The sequence below is a fragment of the Citrobacter sp. Cpo030 genome (genome assembly GCF_030333005.1).
GTDB lineage: Bacteria > Pseudomonadota > Gammaproteobacteria > Enterobacterales > Enterobacteriaceae > Citrobacter > Citrobacter portucalensis.
Window position 1 is genome coordinate 58,575 of sequence record NZ_JAOWGT010000049.1, and the last position, 22,231, is coordinate 80,805.

19 protein-coding genes are annotated in these 22,231 nt (G+C 50.8%); 8 read left to right on the forward strand and 11 right to left on the reverse strand.

Features of this window, described 5'->3' with window-relative positions; genetic code table 11:
• Nucleotides 1–58: 58 nt before the first annotated feature.
• A complete protein-coding gene (locus tag OGY37_RS07135; protein WP_149384290.1) occupies nt 59–1,087 on the forward strand; it encodes a Mal regulon transcriptional regulator MalI in 1,029 nt (342 codons plus the stop codon).
• Nucleotides 1,088–1,134: 47 nt separating this feature from the next.
• On the opposite strand, the gene OGY37_RS07140 is transcribed toward OGY37_RS07135, so the two are convergent.
• On the reverse strand, nt 1,135–2,643 hold the full coding sequence (locus OGY37_RS07140) for a YdgA family protein (protein ID WP_286620426.1): 1,509 nt from the start codon (nt 2,641–2,643) through the stop codon (nt 1,135–1,137).
• 106 nt (nt 2,644–2,749) lie between these two features.
• Nucleotides 2,750–3,925, reverse strand: a complete 1,176-nt coding sequence (gene manA / locus OGY37_RS07145; RefSeq protein ID WP_286620428.1) for a mannose-6-phosphate isomerase — start codon at nt 3,923–3,925, stop codon at nt 2,750–2,752.
• Between the two features lie 262 nt (nt 3,926–4,187).
• On the opposite strand from manA, the gene fumB reads away from it, so the two are divergent.
• Together fumB and fumC are read left to right on the forward strand one after the other, a co-directional pair.
• On the forward strand, nt 4,188–5,834 hold the full coding sequence (gene fumB, locus OGY37_RS07150) for a class I fumarate hydratase (RefSeq protein ID WP_003832822.1): 1,647 nt from the start codon (nt 4,188–4,190) through the stop codon (nt 5,832–5,834).
• Nucleotides 5,835–5,975: 141 nt separating this feature from the next.
• The gene (gene fumC / locus OGY37_RS07155) at nt 5,976–7,379 is read left to right on the forward strand and encodes a class II fumarate hydratase (RefSeq protein ID WP_003832824.1); all 1,404 of its coding nucleotides are present in this window, start codon (nt 5,976–5,978) and stop codon (nt 7,377–7,379) included.
• Here the strand turns inward: fumC and tus are convergent.
• From tus to OGY37_RS23385, 3 genes are all read right to left on the reverse strand, one after another.
• On the reverse strand, nt 7,376–8,305 hold the full coding sequence (gene tus, locus OGY37_RS07160; protein ID WP_286620430.1) for a DNA replication terminus site-binding protein: 930 nt from the start codon (nt 8,303–8,305) through the stop codon (nt 7,376–7,378). The genes fumC and tus overlap by 4 nt on opposite strands.
• A gap of 73 nt (nt 8,306–8,378) precedes the next feature.
• On the reverse strand, nt 8,379–9,680 hold the full coding sequence (gene rstB / locus OGY37_RS07165; protein WP_003832829.1) for a two-component system sensor histidine kinase RstB: 1,302 nt from the start codon (nt 9,678–9,680) through the stop codon (nt 8,379–8,381).
• Between the two features lie 230 nt (nt 9,681–9,910).
• The gene (locus OGY37_RS23385; protein WP_126318184.1) at nt 9,911–10,429 is read right to left on the reverse strand and encodes a hypothetical protein; all 519 of its coding nucleotides are present in this window, start codon (nt 10,427–10,429) and stop codon (nt 9,911–9,913) included.
• A gap of 234 nt (nt 10,430–10,663) precedes the next feature.
• Between OGY37_RS23385 and OGY37_RS07170 the strand changes: the two genes are divergently transcribed.
• Nucleotides 10,664–11,008: a DUF1294 domain-containing protein gene (locus OGY37_RS07170; RefSeq protein WP_286620514.1), complete on the forward strand. Its 345-nt coding sequence runs from the start codon at nt 10,664–10,666 to the stop codon at nt 11,006–11,008.
• Between the two features lie 26 nt (nt 11,009–11,034).
• On the opposite strand, the gene OGY37_RS07175 is transcribed toward OGY37_RS07170, so the two are convergent.
• Entirely contained in the window at nt 11,035–11,826 is a 792-nt protein-coding gene (locus OGY37_RS07175) for an MBL fold metallo-hydrolase (RefSeq protein WP_148362008.1), read from the reverse strand.
• Between the two features lie 189 nt (nt 11,827–12,015).
• Here OGY37_RS07175 and OGY37_RS07180 point away from each other — a divergent pair, with 189 nt between their 5' ends.
• Together OGY37_RS07180 and OGY37_RS07185 are read left to right on the forward strand one after the other, a co-directional pair.
• The gene (locus OGY37_RS07180; protein WP_149280910.1) at nt 12,016–12,858 is read left to right on the forward strand and encodes an aminoglycoside phosphotransferase family protein; all 843 of its coding nucleotides are present in this window, start codon (nt 12,016–12,018) and stop codon (nt 12,856–12,858) included.
• A 120-nt stretch (nt 12,859–12,978) separates the two neighbouring features.
• Complete coding sequence (locus OGY37_RS07185; protein ID WP_149280911.1) at nt 12,979–14,007, forward strand: HoxN/HupN/NixA family nickel/cobalt transporter; 1,029 nt, start codon at nt 12,979–12,981, stop codon at nt 14,005–14,007.
• Between the two features lie 52 nt (nt 14,008–14,059).
• Here the strand turns inward: OGY37_RS07185 and OGY37_RS07190 are convergent, their stop codons facing one another.
• Nucleotides 14,060–15,400 (reverse strand): L-cystine transporter, encoded by a 1,341-nt coding sequence (locus tag OGY37_RS07190; protein WP_063941562.1) that lies wholly within the window; start codon nt 15,398–15,400, stop codon nt 14,060–14,062.
• Between the two features lie 258 nt (nt 15,401–15,658).
• Nucleotides 15,659–16,390, reverse strand: coding sequence for a two-component system response regulator RstA (gene rstA, locus OGY37_RS07195; protein WP_126318176.1), 732 nt, complete (start codon nt 16,388–16,390; stop codon nt 15,659–15,661).
• Between the two features lie 117 nt (nt 16,391–16,507).
• On the opposite strand from rstA, the gene OGY37_RS07200 reads away from it, so the two are divergent.
• Nucleotides 16,508–16,843 carry a GlpM family protein gene (locus OGY37_RS07200; protein WP_003832844.1) on the forward strand — a complete coding sequence of 112 codons (336 nt, stop codon included), beginning with the start codon at nt 16,508–16,510 and terminating at the stop codon, nt 16,841–16,843.
• Here OGY37_RS07200 and folM read toward each other — a convergent pair.
• From folM to ydgH, 3 genes are all read right to left on the reverse strand, one after another.
• The gene (folM, locus tag OGY37_RS07205) at nt 16,840–17,562 is read right to left on the reverse strand and encodes a dihydromonapterin reductase (protein WP_126318172.1); all 723 of its coding nucleotides are present in this window, start codon (nt 17,560–17,562) and stop codon (nt 16,840–16,842) included. The two genes, OGY37_RS07200 and folM, sit on opposite strands and share 4 nt — an antisense overlap.
• A gap of 36 nt (nt 17,563–17,598) precedes the next feature.
• On the reverse strand, nt 17,599–18,981 hold the full coding sequence (locus tag OGY37_RS07210; protein WP_126957135.1) for an amino acid permease: 1,383 nt from the start codon (nt 18,979–18,981) through the stop codon (nt 17,599–17,601).
• 245 nt (nt 18,982–19,226) lie between these two features.
• Nucleotides 19,227–20,171 (reverse strand): DUF1471 family protein YdgH, encoded by a 945-nt coding sequence (gene ydgH, locus OGY37_RS07215; protein ID WP_003832856.1) that lies wholly within the window; start codon nt 20,169–20,171, stop codon nt 19,227–19,229.
• 525 nt (nt 20,172–20,696) lie between these two features.
• Here ydgH and pntA point away from each other — a divergent pair.
• Nucleotides 20,697–22,226: a Re/Si-specific NAD(P)(+) transhydrogenase subunit alpha gene (pntA, locus tag OGY37_RS07220; protein WP_003028945.1), complete on the forward strand. Its 1,530-nt coding sequence runs from the start codon at nt 20,697–20,699 to the stop codon at nt 22,224–22,226.
• The last annotated feature ends 5 nt before the right edge of the window (nt 22,227–22,231 follow it).

Consider the following 22,231-nt stretch of genomic DNA (forward strand, 5'->3'; position numbering starts at 1 on the left):
ATATAAGTGATTGATAAAACGTTTTATCCGTCACGTTATCAGGGAGTTTTCCGTTTTTATGGCTATAGCCAAAAAAATAACTATCCATGATGTTGCGCTGGCCGCGGGCGTTTCGGTTAGTACCGTCTCATTGGTGCTTAGTGGAAAAGGCCGTATTTCATCAGCGACCGGCGAACGGGTGAATGCCGCTATTGAGCAACTGGGGTTTGTGCGTAATCGCCAGGCATCAGCGCTGCGTGGCGGGCAGAGCGGGGTAATTGGTTTGATCGTGCGCGACCTCTCCACCTCGTTTTACGCCGAATTGACGGCGGGTCTGACGGAAGCATTAGAAGCGCAGGGGCGCATGGTTTTTTTATTACATGGTGGCAGAGATGGCGAACAGCTGGCGCAGCGTTTCGCTATGCTGCTTAATCAAGGGGTTGATGGTGTGGTGATCGCCGGGGCTGCCGGCAGTAGCGACGACCTACAACAACTGGCCGCCGATAAGGGGATTCCGGTAGTGTTTGCGTCTCGGGCCAGCTACCTGGATGACGTTGACACCGTTAGGCCTGACAACATGCAGGCAGCGCAATTGCTGGTTGAACATCTGATACGCCATGGGCATCAGCGCATCGCGTGGTTGGGGGGGCAGAGTTCTTCATTGACCCGCGCGGAGCGTGTCGGCGGCTATTGTACGACGTTGCTAAAGTATGGTTTACCGTTTCATAGCGACTGGGTGCTGGAGTGTTCATCCAGCCAAAAGCAGGCCGCAGAAGAGGTGACTGCGCTGTTACGTCGTAACCCAACGATCAGCGCAGTGGTATGCTACAACGAAACCATAGCCGCTGGTGCCTGGTTTGGCCTGATGAGAGCAGGGCGTCAGAGTGGTGAAATTGGCGTAGATCGCTACTTCGAACAGCAGATCTCGTTAGCCGGATTTGCCGATGTAGCGGAAAATGCACTGGACGATATCCCCATTATTTGGGCCTGCACGCCCGCGCGTGAAATGGGATATACCCTTGCTGAGCGCATGCTACAGCGCATTGGGCACGATGATGGTCATTCGCGTAACCTGACGCTTTCCGCCCGGCTGGTGGTGGCAAAATAAAACAGGCCCGATAAGCACACGGTTATCGGGCCTGTTGTCACGCGTATTTACTGTTGCGGGATAGCCGGGGCATCCGGTTCGCCGAGAGAAGGCATACCGAACATGCCAACAAACTCATCCAGCGACATTTTTTGTCCGTTTAACGTTACCTGGCCGTTTGCGTATTGCAGGCTGGAACCGATGACGTTGTCCTGCATCGTTGTAATACGGAACATCTGACCCATTGCCGCCAGGCCATTCACCTGTTGCTTCGCCAGATCGGCCGCTTGTTCCTGCTGATAACCTTCAATCTTGGCAACCTGCGTCATGAACTCAGTCGCCATATCGACCGGAATCGTCAGTTTAGCATCCAGCGATTTGACCGAACGATCCACTTCCTGAGCCAGCGTTTGTGGTTCCTCAGTATTCGCTGTCGGATCTTTTAGCAGCAGTGACAGATTAAATGCGGTTTCACCTTTTGCATTTTTCCAGCTCAGTGGGGCAATGGTGATAGCCGGCTCGCCTTTCATCAGAATCGGCAGCGCATTGAAGAAGGCTTCAGTGACTTTTTGCTGATAAAGCTCAGGATTTTGTACCACATCAATCTGCGCCATCAGTGCCTTGGTTTGGGCACTATATTGCTGACTGAACTGGTGTAGTGCTTCACCGTCAATCTGGCCAACTTTCAGCGTCAGTTTACCGCTACCGATATCCTGCCCCTGTAATTTCAGGCTGTTCAGCGTGTAATCCAGCTGGCTGTTGACAGTTTTACCGTCGTTGATCAGATCGGATTTACCATCAATACCCATGCCTTCCAGAACCGCTAACTCTTTACCTTCGACGGAAATCGACAGTTTATCGAGTGACAATTTCTGGTCGCCGATGCGCTCACCAAAGCTGGCAATACTGCTGGAACCCTCAGTTTTCAGGTTATTGAAAGTCATCTGTACTTTCTGGTCATACTCGTTGACCGCATTGACCACGCCGCTTTGCGCATTGCCTGTCAGCGAGACAGCGTTACCTTCTTTGTCTGCTGTAAACTGGAATTCCCCGCCGCTGAAGGCTACTTTTTCGTCGCCTTTCTCATAGTTCAGTGGTTTGAGGGAGAGATCGGAACGGGTATCGCCGCTGTAGCCGATACGGGAGTTAATGACAAATGGCGACTCACCTTTGGCAATATCAAACAGCGGTTTGGTAACGTCGTTATTGACCAGCGTTGTTTTCACGGAGGCCATAGCCGGGATCAGATTCAGTGATTTCAGTTGAGCCAGCGGGAATGGACCGTGATCGACGGTTTCATTCAGGACGATACTTTGCCCCGGTTTTAGCCAGGAATCTGCCTGCCCGGCGATGGGTTTCACCACCATTTGCAGTTGGCTATTGAACACCCCGCGCTGGTAGTTTTGATAACTCAGTTCAATACCCGCCTCAGGGGAGAAACGTTTTAACTGATCGTTTGCCTGCGTCACCATCTCGGCGAGATGCGTTTCAAGTTTCTTACCTGTGTACCAGGCACCGCCCGTCCAGACGATACCCAGCGCAACCACCACACCCGCAGCTACCAGCGATTTTTTCATTTCGATATCCATAAAATAAAACCAGGCGTTTGAAGACGCCTGGAGGAGTGACATGTCTTTAACTCACTACAGCTTAGCAAGAGTTGTTAAAAATATCAGTATCTTGCTATAGCTTGTTATAAACCCGTGCTAAACGACCTGCGCCACTGATGTAAACCGGCGATTCATTCGCGCCAATAAAGGCCGATTCACCCGGTAGCAGCACCAGGCGTTGCTCACCTTTGCTCAATACAGCTTCACCCTCTATGCAGAACAAAATGGCTGCACTTTGCTGGCTGATATCTGCGCCATTGGTAGTAAGGTCATGCAGGGAGAACGCAAAATCGTCAACCGGGATTGGGAAGCCCAGTTCACCATCAGATTCAACCGGCGTGGTCAGTAACTGGTTTGCTGGCTTGGCGACAAACTTCACGTTGGCGACCAGTTCCGGGATATCAATATATTTTGGCGTCAGTCCGGCACGCAGCACGTTGTCCGAGTTAGCCATCACCTCAAGCGCCACACCTTGCAGGTAAGCGTGCGGGGTTTCGGCAAATAAGAACATAGCCTCGCCTGGATTGAGTTTCACCACATTGAGCAGCAGCGGGGAGAAGAGCCCACTGTCGTTCGGGTAGACGTCGGCGATCAGACGGATGGTTTGCCAGGGTTCTCCCTGCTGGCTGTTCAGCGCCGATTTCAGGATCGCCAACGCATGGGATTTCTCCTCATCCTGCATATTCAGCAAGCTGGCGAAAAGATAGCTCAGACGTTCCGCACTCGGCTCTTCCAGGAAATGCGCAATAGCCGGATGTGCGGCGGAAACGGGTTGTAACAATGCAACAATTTCAGAGAACTCGCGGAATGCGTTCATCGCCAGAAAAGGCGTCAAAGCAAATACCAGTTCTGGTTTGTGATTAGGATCCTTGTAGTTGCGCTCGGCCGCATCCATCGGGATCCCCGCGGCGTTTTCTTTGGCAAATCCGATTTCAGAGTTGTGCTTGTTAGGATGAACCTGAATCGAAAGCGGTTGAGCAGCGCAGAGCACTTTAAACAGGAAGGGCAGTTCACCAAAACGTTGGGCAACGGCATCGCCCAGCAGTGCGGATTTATCGTGCTCGATAACGTCGCGCAGAGCAACCGTCTGACCGTCAGCGCCGAGAACCTGCGAACTGCTTTTCGGATGCGCCCCCATCCACAGCTCAGCCATCGGTTGCTGAGTGGGGTTGGCAATGCCATAGAGTTCCGTTAACGCCGTTTTACTTCCCCAGGCGTAGTTCTGCACTGAGTTGATGAGTTTTTGCATTATCAAGCCCTGTTTCAATGTTGAATTTTCTACGGCTATTAAACCAAGAAACCCTGAGCGAAGTAACCTGCACATGTAAAAAGTCGTACTTGTCTCAGTTTTTGTTAAAAAAATGTGTAGGATATGGTGACTCGCTTTTAATACCCTGAGTAATTCCGGTTGCAGAAAGCTCTTCCTTCTACAACCGGATCTGCGGCAGGGAAGCAGGGCAATGGAACATCTGCCCAGAGAATAACCAGACCGAGCAGTAAGTGAGAGCACAATGTCAAACAAACCCTTTCATTATCAGCATCCTTTCCCCCTCAAAAAGGATGATACCGAATACTATCTGCTGACCAGCGACTATGTCTCTGTTGCCGAATTTGAAGGGCAGGAGATTGTTAAAGTTGCACCGCAAGCCTTAACCCTGTTGGCTCGTCAGGCCTTTCATGATGCGTCGTTTATGCTGCGTCCCGCACATCAACAGCAGGTAGCCGATATTCTTCGCGACCCGGAGGCCAGTGAAAACGACAAGTATGTGGCCCTGCAATTCCTGCGTAACTCTGACATCGCGGCAAAAGGCATTTTGCCGACCTGTCAGGACACCGGAACTGCGATTATCGTGGGTAAAAAAGGTCAGCGCGTCTGGACCGGTGGGGGCGATGAGGAGGCGCTGGCACGAGGCGTCTATAACACCTACATCGAAGACAACCTGCGCTATTCACAAAACGCAGCGCTGGATATGTATAAAGAGGTGAACACCGGTACCAACCTGCCAGCACAAATCGATTTGTATACCGTCGACGGCGATGAATACAAATTCCTGTGTATTGCCAAAGGTGGTGGTTCGGCGAACAAAACCTATCTGTACCAGGAAACCAAAGCGCTGCTAACGCCGGGCAAATTAAAAAATTACCTGGTTGAGAAAATGCGTACGTTGGGCACTGCGGCTTGTCCGCCGTATCACATCGCGTTCGTAATCGGTGGAACATCGGCAGAAGCCACGCTGAAAACGGTCAAACTGGCTTCTGCAAAATACTACGACGAACTGCCGACAGAAGGTAACGAACACGGCCAGGCATTCCGCGATGTAGAGCTGGAAAAAGAGCTGCTGATTGAGGCGCAGAATTTGGGACTGGGCGCGCAGTTTGGCGGGAAGTATTTCGCGCATGATATCCGCGTGATCCGCCTGCCGCGTCACGGCGCGTCATGTCCGGTTGGTATGGGTGTTTCTTGCTCAGCCGATCGAAATATCAAAGCCAAGATCAACCGTGAAGGTATCTGGATCGAAAAACTGGAACATAATCCTGGCAAATTTATACCGGAAGAGCTGCGCCAGGCGGGAGAGGGCGAAGCGGTACGCGTTGACCTCAATCGTCCGATGAAAGAGATCCTGGCTCAGCTTTCCCAGTATCCGGTTTCCACGCGACTGTCGCTCAACGGTACAATTATCGTTGGCCGTGATATTGCGCATGCGAAACTGAAAGAACGTCTGGATAACGGCGAAAGTTTGCCGCAGTATGTTAAAGATCACCCGATCTATTACGCAGGTCCGGCAAAAACGCCGGAAGGCTATGCTTCGGGTTCGCTGGGGCCAACCACGGCCGGGCGTATGGACTCGTATGTTGACCAGCTTCAGGCTGCTGGTGGAAGCATGATCATGCTGGCGAAAGGCAACCGCAGCCAGCAGGTGACCGATGCCTGCCATAAGCATGGCGGCTTCTATTTAGGCAGTATTGGCGGCCCCGCCGCGGTGCTGGCCCAGGGCAGTATCAAGAGTCTGGAGTGCGTGGAATACCCGGAACTCGGGATGGAAGCCATCTGGAAAATTGAAGTGGAAGATTTCCCGGCGTTTATCCTGGTAGATGACAAAGGCAATGATTTCTTCAAGCAAATTCAGACGTCGCAGTGCGCACGCTGCGTTAAGTAACGTCAGCCGCCCTTCGGGGCGGTTTTTTTTACCGCACGAACCACCAAACGACAGCTTTATCCTCGTTAATACTCATAAGACCAATGCAAATGGGCAATGTCGAAACATAACCTAATCAACTGTTAATGTAAGGAGCAGGTAATGGTAACGGTACGCCGCGAGAATGATTCAATGGGGGCGATTGATGTTCCTGCCGATAAGCTTTGGGGCGCGCAAACCCAACGTTCACTGGAGCATTTTCGTATCTCAACGGAGAAAATGCCGGTCTCGTTGATCCATGCGCTGGCGCTGACGAAACGCGCTGCGGCAAAGGTTAACCAGGATCTGGGGCTGCTGGCGGAGGATAAAGCCAGGGCTATTATGCAGGCTGCAGATGAAGTGTTGGCAGATAAACACCGCGATGAGTTTCCGCTGGCCATCTGGCAAACCGGGTCCGGCACGCAAAGCAATATGAACATGAACGAGGTGCTGGCCAACCGGGCCAGCGAGTTGCTGGGCGGTGAGCGGGGAATGGAGCGGAAAGTACACCCCAACGATGATGTCAATAAAAGCCAAAGCTCGAACGATGTCTTCCCGACGGCAATGCACGTTGCCGCACTGCTGGCGCTGCGTAAATCTTTGATCCCACAATTAAATGTGTTGACCAAAACGCTCAGTGATAAGTCCCACGCTTTCGCCGATATCGTTAAAATTGGTCGTACACATCTGCAAGATGCAACTCCACTTACGCTTGGCCAGGAGATTTCCGGCTGGGTAGCAATGCTTGAACATAACCTCAGACACATTGAAAACAGTTTACCGCATGTGGCAGAACTGGCGTTGGGGGGAACCGCGGTAGGTACAGGACTGAACACTCATCCCGAATACGCCCGCCGGGTCGCGGATGAACTGCGGGTCATTACCTGCGCGCCGTTCGTTACCGCTCCGAATAAATTTGAAGCGCTGGCCACCTGCGATGCGCTGGTTCATGCCCACGGAGCGCTAAAAGGGCTGGCAGCATCGCTGATGAAAATCGCCAACGATGTACGCTGGCTGGCATCTGGCCCGCGCTGTGGTATTGGCGAAATTTCAATTCCGGAAAATGAACCGGGCAGCTCGATCATGCCGGGTAAAGTCAATCCTACCCAGTGTGAAGCGCTGACTATGCTTTGCTGCCAGGTGATGGGCAACGATGTCGCCATCAATATGGGCGGGGCGTCAGGTAACTTTGAGCTCAACGTCTATCGACCGATGGTCATCCACAACTTCCTGCAGTCGGTACGCCTGCTGGCGGACGGTATGGAAAGCTTCAATGAACATTGTGCGACGGGAATCGAGCCCAACCGTGAACGAATAGATCAACTGCTCAATGAGTCGCTGATGCTGGTGACCGCGCTCAACACCCATATCGGTTACGATAAAGCGGCTGAAATTGCCAAAAAAGCGCATAAAGAAGGGCTGACGCTAAAAGCCTCCGCTCTGGCGCTGGGATATCTAACCGAAGCGGAGTTCGACAGCTGGGTACGTCCGGAGCTGATGGTTGGCAGCATGCGGCCAGGCAGTTAATCCGCAACGTACAGGTGCAGCCGGGGAATAACCAATCTCAACGGCTGCGCCTGAGGTTTAAAGCGATGCTGAACGTTTTCGGCATCGTAATTCAGTAACTCGCCGATATCCGGTACGGTCATACCGTTGTCGTTATTAAGCAAAGCAATCAGTGGTGTCGGGCAGGCATATTGCACCTGTTTTTGCTCTCCTTTGTACCAGACGCGGGCAATAGGCTGCACTTTTACCGGCCTTTTGATCTTCAGGCGGGCCTGCTGCGGTAAGGCGGCGATATCCTGATATTCGCGTTCAAGCTTCTGCTGCCATTCTTCACGAGTCCAGGGATGAACGCTGCGGGGTGAGGTCAGGCTTTTTTCCAGTTGCTGCAGCACTTCATCGCGTTTCAGGTTTTTTATGATGTGCTTATTAGCCCAGCCGAATCGCAGGGTGGCAGGATCTCTGACAACGGTGAGCGTGCGATAGGCATTCAGTGTAATCAGCCCCGGCAGGTGGCGATGCACCCATTCGAAACGTGCTGCCGGCGCCAGCCCTGATTCTACTGTAACAATGCGCTCGAAGGTGGTTTTCAACTGGTTTATACGCTGGATTTGTTCTTCCAGAGCACATTGCGCCGCATTATCAACCTGGTAGCACAATACACCCGGCAGGCGGACGGCCGCTTTGCTGCTGCGGTTTTCGGACTGCTGCTGAATAAACAGGTGACGGTAATGACGCAATGCCAGCGCTTCAGCCTCTTTGCCTAAGTGCTGCTTAACATCAATGTTTTGCAGAGGGGCATGCTCTGCCTCTTTGACCACTTCCGGTAACGAGAATACGCGGGCAATAAGCAGCGTCTGCTGCAACAGGTTTTCGTTCAGAAGCGCCAGTTCTTGTTCCATCTGGCGAAAGGTGCCGTTCAGGCGGTCAACGAGATCGTAACGGGCCATAGGTTTACCATTTTAGTTACAACATACTTTTTTATAACACAACATCCATCGCCTGACCACCGAGCAGAATAGGTCAGGCAGCTGAAATTTCAGGAATGTTATGCCAGACGGGCCAACGGAAAGTAAAACGGGCACCGCCAAGTTCACTTTCACCACAGACGACCGTCCCTCCCATAGCCAACGCTATTGAGTGGACGATGGCTAACCCAAGCCCACAACCCCCGGTCGCCCGATCGCGGCTGGGATCAAGGCGTACAAACGGTTCAAAAACCTGTTCACGTGCGTCTGGTGCAATACCGGGACCGTCGTCTTCCACTACCAGCGTGGCTTGATTGCCGCTCAGCAGCAGACTGGCTTGCACTGTAGACTGGCAATAGCGTAGGGCATTGTTCAGCAAATTATCCAGGACCCGCTCCATCAGGCGCATATCCAACGCGCCGTAGTCGCCAGTTTCGAGATGACGTAATTGCACCACACGGTCAGGATTCACGCTTTGCACATCCTCCAGATGGGTGGTTAACCAAGCAGGTAGGTCTGGTACGCTGAGTTTCAGTTCATTTTGCGGGCGATCCAAGCGGGCGTAGGTCAGTAACTCTTCGATCAACGCTTCCAGTTGGCCGATATCACGATTCAGAGCCTGAGATTCCTGCTCGGTGAGGTTATCACTCATTTCCAGCCGGTAACGTAAACGTACCAGCGGGGTACGAAGCTCATGGGCAATACCATCGATGAGCTGTTTTTTACTGGCGATCAGCGCATTGATATTGTCGGCCATTTGATTAAACGCTACGCCCAGGCGCTCAAAGCTGGAACCACTGTCAAAATGAAGGCGTTCACTCAGATGTCCTTCACCAAAACGTTGTGCGGCGGATTCGAGTCTGAGCATTTCCTGCCAGTGCGGGCGCATCCAGATCAGTACCGGGAAGGCCAGTGAGATAGCAATAAACGCCATCAGCGCGATGTCCAGCAAGCGCATTTGATGAAGAAAATAGAGATAAGGAACCGGGCCGACGGCTAGCACGTAATGGCTGCGAGGAATGCGTTGAATAAAGGTGTATTGATCGTCAAGTGCCACAATATCGCCTTCGCGCAAACGCTGCATGGTTGGGGCATCCAGTGTGTACTTATTTAGCGGTTCAACGCGAAGGTCAAATGAGAGGTTTAAATCCATCTCCTTCAGCGTCTTACCCCAGTCGCGTGGCGGGATTTCGCGTAGTTCACTGCGCATCAGGTACAACGAGCTTTTCATCAAATCGTCGAGCGACTGTCTGCCTGCGCGTTCTGCGGTGAATTTGTATACCAGACCGACCAACAGGGTCATCACCAAAAAGCAGACAAACAGCAGGAGGTAAAACTGCACAAACAGTTTCTTCATAAAAAATCACCGAACGCTCAATAAGTTAGCGAGTGCACGTGTCCCTCAGGGGAAAAGTGGGCACAGCAGTATCCGCCGATGCGTGGGTTCAGAAAGGTTCTCCGATCACCATCCGGCGTGCTTGTCCACGCAGAGTACACTGTATATCTCTTTTCTGCATTCTTATGGCCCCTACGGGCGCAGAATGACCTTTCGCTGGATCACGCATTGCTTTCTATGCTGTAAGTTAATCAAAATCGGGATGGGGTTGTTCTGGCGTACGTCACGACCGCACCTAAAAGGTTACTTCGTTTCTCAACGTAGATGGTGTTGTTATATTCGTAGTTACCTTCGGGATAGCAAATTCTGATATTAGTCCCAAGGTCTGGATCGTCAACATCAGCCCCCGAACAGCTTTTCGAACTTCCTGTAGCATAGACGTATGTGGTGGTATAGGACGAGGGGACACCCGGAATGAACCAGGTTATCGCCATAACCATGATCACTGAAAACAGCACCATGGCAATGCTGATACCACCAAATAATTTTAGATAAGTTTGGAAGGGACTTTTTTTCATTATCCCATTACCTACCAGAAATAAGGTAATTAACAATGACACTGCCAGAGAAATAAGCATGAGGTATTTGGATGTGAGCGGGTAGAGAAATGTCGCTCTGTATATCGTTACCCTCCACCAATAAAAGAGAAAAATTGCGCCGAGAGATGAGACGGTAACAAAAAACAAATATGGATATGAGTATTTTCTCATCCTTGTGACTCCAGAACAATTTCTCCATTTGGGTTTAATAAATTACCATTTGTTTTGAATAATGAAAACGGCTCTCTTGTTTGAATTGTTAGGTACGCCGCAGACCAGAGAATTTGCGCTATCTTTGGGGATATAGGCATAATAATAAAAGGGATATTCTCACCCGTGGCAGGGATGACTGACCTTGCGTATAATGCGTGTCGATACTTCCTGAAAAGTGCTGTGACTGAAAATATGAATCTCAATCGCTGTTGTTATTCGCTACTCATTTTCGCAGCGGTCGGCTGCATTTTCACCGCTTATCCTCTTGTTATATGGTTTCTACTCGCCAACGTTTTGACGCTGCTGTTATACGGCGTGGACAAAATGGCGGCACGTAAGGACTGGCGCAGAGTGCCGGAATCCACATTGCTGGTGTTTGGCGTTGTGGGCGGGTGGGGCGGCGCGATTGCGGGTCAACAAATCTTTCGCCATAAAACACAAAAGGAGCCTTTCAAAACCTACTTCATTATCAGTGTGATAGTGAGTATTTCTGTGATGGGCGTGATTTATAAGTTCTATCCATTTTTACCTTCCTGAGCATGGTTGGTGAATAAACTGCCGGTTTATTTGAGGCAGGAAATATATTTTTCACCTGAACGGCGCACAATTTCATCGGCATTTTGCGTAATATTTTTTCCTTCAAATGCGCCGTAAAGTTGCTTAAATTTCACTGTTCTCAGGCGTTGGATGATGTCGCTGACGGTGGCGGCTGGCAACGGTAGCATATTGGGGTAGCTCCACATAAATGAGACTGCATGGGCACCTGGTGTAACTTGAACGATGTCGCCAGAAAGCACGACGCCTTCGTCACGCGCCCAGTGCAGGACGCAGCCGCCAGCAAAGTGCCCGCCGAGACGTATCACCTTGACGTCACGGGTTAACTCAATGGTGTCGCCATCCCAGAATCTAATCCACGGGCTGTCGCGCATTACCCACCTTCTGTCGCTGGCATGAAGGTAAATCGGCGCGTTAAATTCCGCAGCCCAGTCCTGCATGGTGGTGTAGTAATGAGGATGCGAAATCGCGATAGCCTTAAGGCCGCCAAGGGACGTTATTAGCGTTTTTGTGGCATCGTCGAGCGTGGCAATGCAGTCCCACAGAATATTTCCTTCTGGGGTGCGCACAAGAAACGCGCGCTGATCAATTGCAAAATCAGGAACGGTGCGGATGCTTAGGAGAGTACTGTCGTGTTGCTTCCACTTATTTGTATGTGATGCACACAGGGTGCCAAAATCGATCCATTTCTGCCCGCTTGTGGGGACATATTGACGTTCATCCAGGCAGATATCGCAATGTTCCGGATGGGCGCCAGCTACCTCATAGGATGTTCCACAGGTTTTGCATAACGTGATCATCGTGTCCTCCTCATATACCGAACACAGTCAGCATGGCACACAGATACACAAGGATGTGCCTGTTAGTGCTCTACCCGATAAGTCAGTGATGATGGAAGTGGGGGTTGTGGCTCAACCAAAAGAAAACAGGAATAATGCCGACACGGATCTTGTTGATTACCATCTTCCAGAGAAAAATGAGGATATTGTTTGGAAAATCGTCTGTTCAACACCTGGCTCAACCGTTGGGGGCTCACTCCAGATGGTGAACCGTTTGAAACGCACACATCGCAGCTTTTGCCTGTGGTGGTGGTCAAGGACGGGCAGAAAGCCATACTAAAGATCACCGACGATGACAGTGAACGGATCGGCTGTGAACTCATGGTCTGGTGGAACGGAAATGGCGCAGCGAAAGTACTTGCTCATGCAGCAGGGGCGATTCTGCTGGAACGTGCGACAGGGACAGAGTCTTTAGCGGACATGTCCTGGACTGGCAACGATGCGCAGGCCTGTCGCATTATTTGCCATGCTGCCAGTAGACTCCATCTCTCCCGAAATGCGTCTACGCCTGCGTTAACACCTCTGCACCATTGGTTTCGCGATCTGGCTCCTGCCGCGAAAAAGCATGGCGGTATCCTGACGCGTTGTGCTGCGGTGGCAAACGTACTGCTATCTTCACCCCATGATGAAGTCGTATTACATGGCGATCTACACCACGGCAATATTCTTGATTTTGGAACGAGAGGATGGCTGGCTATCGATCCCAAAGGACTGCTGGGCGAGCGTGGCTTTGATTACGCCAATATTTTTACTAACCCCGATCTTGCCGAGCCCACCAGACCTGTCGCCATTGAGCCGGAAAGATTCACGCAACGAGTCAACATTGTGTCTGAAATCGCCAGAATTGAACGGCAGCGTTTACTGATGTGGATTGTTGCCTGGTGCGGGTTGTCGTCCGTCTGGTTTCTGCAAGAGGGCGACAGCGCAACGGTACCTCTGCGTATTGCGGAGCTAGCGATGGCGGAACTTGCTTCAGGTGGTAATCAACTTTGATCTACGACACTGGGTTAGTAATTCTTAAGAGTTATCATTAGCCTGATAAACGTTATATTAATTAATCAGTGAACGGTGGTGTGGTGTGTTGTTTAGCTCAAATGTAATCGGCGGGAAACAATGAACGCATTGTTTTCATTATTTAAAAAACGCCCGAATATTGTTTTGTTGATGGTCTTACTCATCGGGGCAAACATTGTGGCGTGGCTATGGGCTTTCACCGCGTTTGGCAACAACACGTCATTACTGGCACTGAGTCTGATTGCGTGGTGCTATGGTTTGCGCCATGCCGTTGATGCCGATCATATCGCCGCGATAGACAGCGCTACGCGTAAACTTATGCAGCAGAAAAAACGCGCCCTGACGACGGGAGCCTGGTTTTCTTTGGGGCACTCCACCATTGTGGTACTGGCAAGCATTGGCATTGCACTGACCACCAGCGTGTTTAAGCAACATATGGCATGGTTTCAGAATGTCGGCGGTCTGATAGGAACTACGGTCTCTGCCGTATTTTTGCTGATTCTGGCTACCATTAATCTCATTATTTTCTGCCAGGTCTGGAAGGCATTCCGCCATCTTAAACGCACCGGTGCTTACGATGGCGCCACGGAAGATATTACTGTTTCAGGCCCTCTAAACTGGCTTTTCCGCTCAGCGTTTCGGCTGGTAGGTAAAGACTGGCATATGTATTTTGTCGGTTTTCTGTTTGGTCTGGGTTTTGATACCGCCACTGAAATTTCTTTGCTGGGAATTTCTGCTTCAAGCGCGTCCAGTGGCATGTCGGTTTGGTCAATTCTCGTGTTCCCGGCGCTGTTTACCTGCGGTATGGCGTTAATTGATTGTCTCGACAGTATTCTGATGGTTGAGGCCTACGGCTGGGCGTTCAATAAGCCGCAACGCAAGCTCTATTACAATATGACCATTACCGGGACTTCCGTGATTGTTGCTCTATTTATTGGCGGGCTGGAGGCGCTGGGACTTCTCTCTGACGCGTTTTCGCTCCAGGGTGGTTTGTGGGATACCGTCAGCAATTTGAGTGACCATATGGGAAATGTCGGATTTGCGATTATTGGCGTCTTTATCGGCTGCTGGATTATCTCCGCCGTAAACTACCGTTGGAAAAAATACGACGGACTGACGTTTAGTTGACACAAAAGAAAGCCTTCCAGGAACAGGAAGGCTTTGATCTTTTTAAGACTGACTAATTCGCGTTCACGGGTTGTGGTTTTTCAGTACTCTTTTTCAGGATCCGGTTAGCCAGCACGCCAGACATCATCGAACCGTTCACGTTTAATGCCGTTCTGGCCATATCGACGACAGGCTCGATAGCAATGAAAATCCCCACCAGCGCGACCGGGAAGTTCAGCGTTGAAAGGACGATCAGTGCAGCAAATGTTCCGCCACCGCCTACACCCGCCACCCCAATAGAACCCAGCGCAATCGCAGGTAGCATGGCGAGCAAAAAATGTACTGATAGCGGATCAATCCCAATTGTTGGAGCAATCATCGCCACCATAATAGCCGGGTAGATCCCGGCGCAGCCGTTTTGCCCCATGCTGGAGCCGAATGAAGCCGCAATATTAGCAATGGTGTTTTGCACGCCAAATTTTTCCTGTGCGGAAATAGCCAGTGGAATAGATGCTGCACTGCTGCGTGAAACAAATGCAAAAGTTAATACTGGCCAGACAGTTTTAAAATAGTGAACGGGATTATTTCCGCTCAGAACCAGTATCAGTGCGTGGACGATAAACATCATCAGAATCGCAAGGTAACAGGCAGCAATAAAGCCTAACAAACTGGCAAATTGTTCAAATCGATATGCGGAAAATACGCCTGCCATTAATGCCATCACACCATAAGGGGTGAGGGCAATAACGATGCGCACCATTTTCATCACCCAAATCTGGATAGCGTTAATACCAGCACTTAATTTTTCACCTTCTTGCGGGGCGTCTTGTTTGACCTTTAATAATGCCACGCCGGCAAGCAGGGTGAAGATAACAATGCCAATGACGGAAACGCTTCTGGCTCCTGTTAGGTCGAGGAAGATATTCGTGGGGATCAGAGATGTAACCAGTTTAGGTAGTGAAATGGCGGCAGTTTTACTCACATCGTCTGCAGTCAGTGTGGACTGCATATGAACAAACGCACTGGCGTCCAGACCTAATACATGCGCAGTCAACAGCCCAATAAAACCGGCAATCATTACCAGACAGAGCATGCATCCGACAATGGTTAACGACATTTTCCCAATGCCAGCGCTGTTTTCGAGCTTATTAATGGCTGAGAGAATAGAGATGAAAATCAGCGGAACCGCAACCAGCTTCAGTAAATTAACATAACCGTTGCCGATAACATTATACCAGTCGATAACTGTTTTACTTTCGTCAGCAGCAATGAGATGCAGGGATAAGCCGATAACGGCACCCATAAAAATAGCGATGAAGACGCTTTTTGAAAGAGAGTGACTTTTTTGGTTGATTCTAAAAATTGCCCATGAACAAACCAAAAAGAACGCGATATACGCAAGCGTTACGAACATATTGTAGCCTCTTGCCTCATTCAGCACCTGAAATGCCGGAAAGAGTTTTGTTAGTGCGAAAAAAACCTATGAACCATAAGGGTTCAGGACCGCGACGGATTATAGGGAGGGGGGAGGGCTACAGCCACACAAAAAGTGTGGAACGGCTTCGGATGGCGTTTATATGCCTGTTCTGTAGACGATTACACGTGACAGTGTAACGTATTGCGAATAATCCAGCCGACCAATGAGATCGGCCCGGTGGCATTACTTCTGCGGCTAGTCGTCCCAGGCGTGCGGTGCGAACAGATAACCTTTGTTGCGTACCGTTTTGATTCGATAGGGTTCAGTCGCGTTATCGAGAAGTTTTTTGCGTAAGCGGGAAATCGCGACATCGACGCTGCGATCCATACCGTCATAACTTACGCCACGCAGGTTCTTTAGCAACGCATCACGGTCCATAATCTGCCCGGCATGGGTTGCCAACTCCCACAGTAATTCAAAATCAGCGGTGGAAAGAGAGATTTGCTCGCCGCCGAGCAGCACGGAGCGGTTGGTGGGATCGATTGCGAGTGTGCCAAAGCGCAGCGTTGTGTGCGGTGTGATGGTTGCCGCCTGAATGCCTTTAGACTGTGCTGAGTGTTCATTCTGGCGCAGGTGCAGGCGCAGGCGAGCCAGCAGCACAGCTGGCGGCGTTGTCTTCAGGATGTAGTCACAGGCGCCCATTTCCAGCGCAAGGATATGGTTCATGTCGCTGTCCAGCGAGGTGAGCAGGACAATCGGGCCTTGCCAGCGCCCGCGTAAATCGCGGCAGATAGTCATCCCGTCTTTGCCCGGCAGCATGATATCTAATAACACCAGATCGGGTTGAACGTGCAGGATTTTCTCCTCGGCCAAATCACCACGAGGTTCAAGGATAACCTCAATATCATGCCGGGCCAGATAGGCTGCAATCAGTGAGCCAACTTCGGGATCATCTTCAACAAATACGATGGTGTTCATATCATTCATTTTGAATATAAAACGCCAACATACACCGCCCCGGTTTTTCCTTCCATTAATCTTTTCTAAACAAGAACGCTTCCGTTATGCTAGAGGCTGATGTTATTGATGTGTTAAGGCAGAGTGATGGGACTCGTTATAAAAGCGGCGCTTGGTGCGCTGGTGGTGGTGTTGATTGGCTTGCTGGCGAAAACAAAGAATTACTATATTGCTGGATTAATTCCACTGTTCCCGACGTTTGCGTTGATTGCCCACTACATCGTGGCCAGTGAGCGTGGGATCGAGGCGTTACGTACAACCATTGTATTCAGTATGTGGTCGATTATTCCCTATTTTGTCTACCTTGTTTCACTGTGGTATTTCACCGGGTTTATGCGCTTACCCGTCGCGCTCGGCGGTGCAGTAGTGTGCTGGAGCCTGAGCGCGTGGTTGCTGATCTTTTGTTGGATCAAACTGCACTAACGCAGATGACGCCCGCCATCAAGGGCAAAACTACGTCCGGTGACAAAACAACTGGTTAGTAGGTAGTCAATTAAATCTATGACCTCTTTTTCACCAGGCGCAGTTTTCATCAGTGATTTGTTCAGTGCCTGCTGGCGATACTCTGCATCGTCACCCTCGTTAAACAGGATAAGTGAGGGGGCAATCGCGTTCACTTTCACTTCCGGTGCCAGTTTGCGCGAGAACGAGCGGGTCATATTGTCCAGTGCCGCTTTGCTGGCAGCATAAGCAATGTGCTTGTCGCTGCCGCGCTCCACAACATAATCCGTGAAATGGATGATGTCGCTGGCAGCGTGCCCATGACCGCGTAGCAATCCTTCCAGCGCGTGGTTGAGCAGGTAGGGCGTATTGACATGTATCTGCATCATGCGTGACAGTACTTCGCTAAGCGGTGTGCCGGGTTTTTCGGCTACCCAGGCGCTGGCATTATGCACAATGGCGCGCAAGCCATCCGTCTGTGCTTTGACCTCATCAGCAAAGGCCAGCACACCTTCATCCGTGGAAAAGTCAGCCGGGATACAAATCGCCCCTGCTTCTCGCAGGCCGTCAATGGCAGGATAGTGAGTACGGTAGCTGACAATAACTGGCTGTTTTTGATTCAGAAAGTGCCATGCGACGGCGAGGCCGATACGACGACCACCTCCGGTGATAAGAATTGGCAAAGGGTTTTTTTTACCCATCGTAATCTCCATATGTCGCGAACGATGGGTATAACGTTACCCCATCAGCATCCAGGTAGCCGGCACAGCAGCAACAAGCAGCAGGCCGATCAGCGCCATCTCCTGGCGTTTTAATACGTTTTCATGCGTGTGCGTTTTACGGGCATAAAGGAAAACCAACAGCCCTGGCGCATACAACACCACAGACAGCAACAGATGCATCGGACCTGACGCATACAATAACCATATGCCATAAATACTCGCGCCGATACCGACAGCCTTATGAATTGGACGGGTGGCAATTTTTAACAGAAATGCGCCGACCAGCAAATAGGGCACCAGAATCATCTCTGAGGCGATAGTCAGTAACGTATTGTAGTCGGAGCCTGTGAGCCAGATTAGCACAAGGCAGATTTGTACACAGATGTTGGTTAGCCACAGCGATGCCGATGGCGCACCCTGTGCATTCTGTCGCGCAAAAATACGCGGAAACGCTTTGTGCGTGGAGGCGAGGAACGGCACTTCCGCCGCCATAATCGTCCAGCTTAAATAGGCCCCGCACACGGAAACAATCAGACCCGCAGCAATAATAATTTCGCCCCATGGCCCCATCATTTTAACCATCAGACCGGCCATTGATGGATTGCGGATCTCCGCCAGTTCTGGCCGTGCGACAACCCCGAGAGATAGCAGGGTGACTAACAGGTAAACGCCCAGTGCGGCGAGTACAGCCAACAGCGTGGCGCGACCTACATCGCGTTTATTTCTGGCGCGGGCAGATACCACCACCGCGCCTTCCACACCGATGAAAACCCACAGGGTGATGAGCATGGTATTTTTGACCTGCTCCCAGACAGGCACGCCCAACGCGACGCCGGTAAAATCGAGAGTAAAGGTGTCGAGCTTGAACAGCATGAACGCCAGCACGATAAACAGGCCTAGCGGCAGTAGTTTTGCCAGAGTAGCAACCAGGTTAATGCTGGCCGCGGTTTGTACTCCCCGCAACACCAGAAAATGGACTATCCATAACAGTACCGATGCGCCGACAATCGACTGCCAGGTATTACCGTCGCCGAACAGACGTAATTCCGGTGTGTCGGTAAAGAAACTGAGCGCAGAGAAGACGATGACCAGATACGAAACGTTAGCGATAACAGCGCACAGCCAGTATCCCCACGCAGAGCAGAAGCCAATCAACTCGCCGAAACCTTCACGTGCATAGGTGAAGATGCCGCCGTCCAGTTCAGGACGGATACGCGTCAGGATCAGCATAGCAAAGGCGAGCAAAAGAATACCCGCACCGGTAATCGCCCAACCAATCAGTAACGCAGCCGGGCTGGCTACTGCCGCCATATTTTGTGGCAGGCTGAAAACGCCAGCGCCGAGCATTGAGCTTAAAACCAGCGCGGTCAGTGCGCTCAGACCCAATTTCTTTTCCATTTGTATCCAGTTACAAAAACGAGAGTGAGAGAATAATTATTTTGGCAAACCGCATAAAAATGGTGAAAGCCACTAAGGCGCGGGATTTTACGGAGAGAAGAGAACGCATGCAATGGGGATAGAGAGATTTGTGACTAATAGTGTGAAAAGTTGTCTTAATACTGCTGTTTTTGTTTTGTCTGGAAACAGAACTGCGCGAAATTATCAGGTCTACAAGGACTGTAGACCTGATAAGGCATTGGGTATTACTTATACAGATCGGCGCTGATCGTCACGTTGTTACCACGTTCTGACCACTGGCGGGTAATGTGATAGTACTTCGCGCCTTTCTTCGCTGCGCGTTTTGCTACCTGATAAGAGACTTCCGTCATGTTGCCGTAGTTACCGGTGAACTTGATGCTGTCGAACGGTACCATCATGGCGGCGGTCGCTTTGTTCAGCTCTTCAACTTTGGTTCCATCCGGTAGCGTGACAGTGTAACGTCCGCCTTTGGTGGATTGCGTTTCGAAGAAGCGGCCAACTTCAGCACTCGGAGAAGCGGTAGTTGCTACGCCCGGGATCTCAACTTTCTTCGCGGCTTCGCCACCTGCTGCTAATGCGGCACGACCAGCATCTGAATCTGCTGGGATCGCATCAGGGCTTTGTACAATGCGTTTTTTCGCATCAGCTTTATAGATGAATGCAGTAATACGCTGGTTGCCGCCCTGGTTGGCATCGACCTGACGCACGATATAGAAGGAGTAAGCACCTTTCTCTTTCGCTGCTTTGGTGATGGCATCGTTTACTTCAGGCTGGCTACGGTAGAAACCTTGCACTGTAACGGTGTCGTAAGGTTCTATCAGAACGGCCTGATCTTTTGGCAATTCCATAACGCCGTTAATGACACGGTTTTTTGACGCTTCCGCTTTTTCAGCGTCGGCTTTATAGACGTCGGCAACAACGCGCCAGTTACCGCCGCTGCCAAAATCTGAGGTATCAACAACATAAAAGGAGGCTGCACCGTCTTTATCTGCACGGCGCGAAACGGCAGCAACCGCATCACCGATAGCATTAAAACGACCGGTGACCACAATGCGGTCATAGGGTTTCAGGGCAGCCGCTTGCTCCGGCGTCAATTCTGTCGCTGCATTTACAGAAAAAGCAGTCGCAGAAATAAGTGCGGACGCCAGGAGAGTGTTCTTAAGCTTCATAAAAATAATCCTTCGCCTTGCGCAAACCAGGTACTGGTATTGTTATTGACTAGAAACGTCGCTGATTATTGCATTTAAATTGTGTCAGTGTCTGCGTCATTTTTCACTCATCGTGTCACGTTAGGTAACAACAGCGATAACATTTTGTGATATGCCGAAAATTTCGGCGTTTGGTGACCAAAACTGATAAAGCAGTTGAATTTCATAAGTTAATTTAATGTTAATCAATTGTTTTTGACAGGTAGGTAATCATGTTTTGCCGCTTCGCTTGAGCGAATTATCAGCCTTTGTGGGCTATTTTTAGGGCATTTTATCTGTCTGAGGTTCGATTCATCTCTATTTCGCGAATTTCATAATAAATACTGTTTTTTGGCGCTAGATCACAGGCGTCATTTTCAGTAGGTTATACAGAGTTTGTTACTGTTTTATTTTATTGAGGTAACACTGACCTCTCTCGAGAGTGCGCGCATGCCTCGTGCGAACATTGATAAACCATCATCATAATTACAGATGGAAGGGAACATTATGCGAATTGGCATACCAAGAGAACGGTTAACCAATGAAACCCGCGTTGCAGCCACGCCGAAGACGGTTGAGCAACTGCTTAAACTGGGTTTCAGCGTCGCGGTTGAAAGCGGTGCAGGTCAACTGGCTAGTTTTGACGATAAAGCGTTTGTACAAGCAGGCGCAGAGATTGTTGATGGAAATGCAGTCTGGCAGTCAGAGATTATCCTGAAGGTCAATGCGCCGGAGGAGGCGGAAATTCCGTTACTCAATCCGGGCACGACGCTGGTGAGTTTTCTTTGGCCCGCGCAAAACCCTGAGCTGCTGCAAAAACTTGCAGAGCGCAACGTGACCGTTATGGCGATGGACTCCGTGCCGCGTATTTCGCGCGCACAGTCGCTGGATGCCTTAAGCTCGATGGCGAACATCGCCGGGTATCGCGCTATTGTTGAAGCTGCACATGAATTCGGTCGCTTCTTCACCGGCCAGATCACCGCCGCAGGCAAGGTTCCACCTGCCAAGGTCATGGTGATTGGTGCGGGGGTGGCTGGTCTTGCGGCGATCGGTGCGGCAAACAGCCTGGGCGCTATCGTGCGCGCTTTTGATACCCGTCCGGAAGTGAAGGAACAGGTGCAGAGTATGGGCGCAGAGTTCCTTGAACTGGACTTTAAAGAAGAAGCGGGCAGCGGCGATGGCTATGCCAAAGTGATGTCCGAAGCGTTCATCAAAGCCGAAATGGAACTCTTCGCTGCGCAAGCGAAAGACGTCGACATTATCGTTACCACTGCGCTGATTCCGGGCAAACCGGCTCCGAAACTGATCACCCGTGAAATGGTCGATTCGATGAAAGCGGGCAGCGTAATTGTCGATCTTGCCGCGCAAAACGGCGGTAACTGCGAATATACCGTGCCTAACCAGGTGACCACCACCGAGAACGGGGTGAAGGTTATCGGCTATACCGATCTGCCTGGCCGTTTGCCAACGCAATCTTCCCAGCTGTACGGTACGAACCTCGTCAACCTGCTCAAACTGTTGTGCAAAGAGAAAGACGGCAATATCACTGTCGATTTTGACGACGTGGTTGTGCGTGGTGTCACGGTGGTTCGCGAGGGTGAAATCACCTGGCCTGCGCCGCCGATCCAGGTTTCTGCTCAGCCGCAGGCAGCGCCAAAAGCCGCACCTGCGCCGAAAGAAGAGAAAAAACCTGTCTCTCCGTGGCGCAAATATGCGCTGATGGCGCTGGTAGTGATTTTGTTTGGCTGGCTCGCCGACGTCGCGCCGAAAGAGTTCCTTGGTCACTTTACGGTGTTCGCGCTTTCCTGCGTGGTGGGTTACTACGTGGTCTGGAATGTGTCACATGCGTTGCATACTCCGCTGATGTCTGTGACTAACGCCATCTCGGGGATTATCGTGGTTGGGGCGTTATTGCAAATTGGCCAGGGTGGCTGGGTGAGTTTCCTGAGCTTTATCGCGGTGCTTATTGCCAGCATTAATATTTTCGGTGGCTTCACCGTGACTCAGCGCATGCTGAAAATGTTCCGGAAAAACTAAGGGGT

What these genes read in the sequence shown, in the direction of transcription:
- pntA (WP_003028945.1), top strand. Translation starts at nt 20,697, where the DNA reads ATGCGAATTGGCATACCAAGAGAACGGTTAACCAATGAAACCCGCGTT.
- OGY37_RS23385 (WP_126318184.1), bottom strand. Translation starts at nt 10,429, where the DNA reads ATGAGAAAATACTCATATCCATATTTGTTTTTTGTTACCGTCTCATCT.
- ydgH (WP_003832856.1), bottom strand. Translation starts at nt 20,171, where the DNA reads ATGAAGCTTAAGAACACTCTCCTGGCGTCCGCACTTATTTCTGCGACT.
- OGY37_RS07190 (WP_063941562.1), bottom strand. Translation starts at nt 15,400, where the DNA reads ATGTTCGTAACGCTTGCGTATATCGCGTTCTTTTTGGTTTGTTCATGG.
- OGY37_RS07185 (WP_149280911.1), top strand. Translation starts at nt 12,979, where the DNA reads ATGAACGCATTGTTTTCATTATTTAAAAAACGCCCGAATATTGTTTTG.
- OGY37_RS07135 (WP_149384290.1), top strand. Translation starts at nt 59, where the DNA reads ATGGCTATAGCCAAAAAAATAACTATCCATGATGTTGCGCTGGCCGCG.
- fumB (WP_003832822.1), top strand. Translation starts at nt 4,188, where the DNA reads ATGTCAAACAAACCCTTTCATTATCAGCATCCTTTCCCCCTCAAAAAG.
- OGY37_RS07175 (WP_148362008.1), bottom strand. Translation starts at nt 11,826, where the DNA reads ATGATCACGTTATGCAAAACCTGTGGAACATCCTATGAGGTAGCTGGC.
- fumC (WP_003832824.1), top strand. Translation starts at nt 5,976, where the DNA reads ATGGTAACGGTACGCCGCGAGAATGATTCAATGGGGGCGATTGATGTT.
- OGY37_RS07210 (WP_126957135.1), bottom strand. Translation starts at nt 18,981, where the DNA reads ATGGAAAAGAAATTGGGTCTGAGCGCACTGACCGCGCTGGTTTTAAGC.
- manA (WP_286620428.1), bottom strand. Translation starts at nt 3,925, where the DNA reads ATGCAAAAACTCATCAACTCAGTGCAGAACTACGCCTGGGGAAGTAAA.
- tus (WP_286620430.1), bottom strand. Translation starts at nt 8,305, where the DNA reads ATGGCCCGTTACGATCTCGTTGACCGCCTGAACGGCACCTTTCGCCAG.
- OGY37_RS07170 (WP_286620514.1), top strand. Translation starts at nt 10,664, where the DNA reads ATGAATCTCAATCGCTGTTGTTATTCGCTACTCATTTTCGCAGCGGTC.
- rstA (WP_126318176.1), bottom strand. Translation starts at nt 16,390, where the DNA reads ATGAATGATATGAACACCATCGTATTTGTTGAAGATGATCCCGAAGTT.
- OGY37_RS07140 (WP_286620426.1), bottom strand. Translation starts at nt 2,643, where the DNA reads ATGAAAAAATCGCTGGTAGCTGCGGGTGTGGTGGTTGCGCTGGGTATC.
- folM (WP_126318172.1), bottom strand. Translation starts at nt 17,562, where the DNA reads ATGGGTAAAAAAAACCCTTTGCCAATTCTTATCACCGGAGGTGGTCGT.
- OGY37_RS07200 (WP_003832844.1), top strand. Translation starts at nt 16,508, where the DNA reads ATGGGACTCGTTATAAAAGCGGCGCTTGGTGCGCTGGTGGTGGTGTTG.
- rstB (WP_003832829.1), bottom strand. Translation starts at nt 9,680, where the DNA reads ATGAAGAAACTGTTTGTGCAGTTTTACCTCCTGCTGTTTGTCTGCTTT.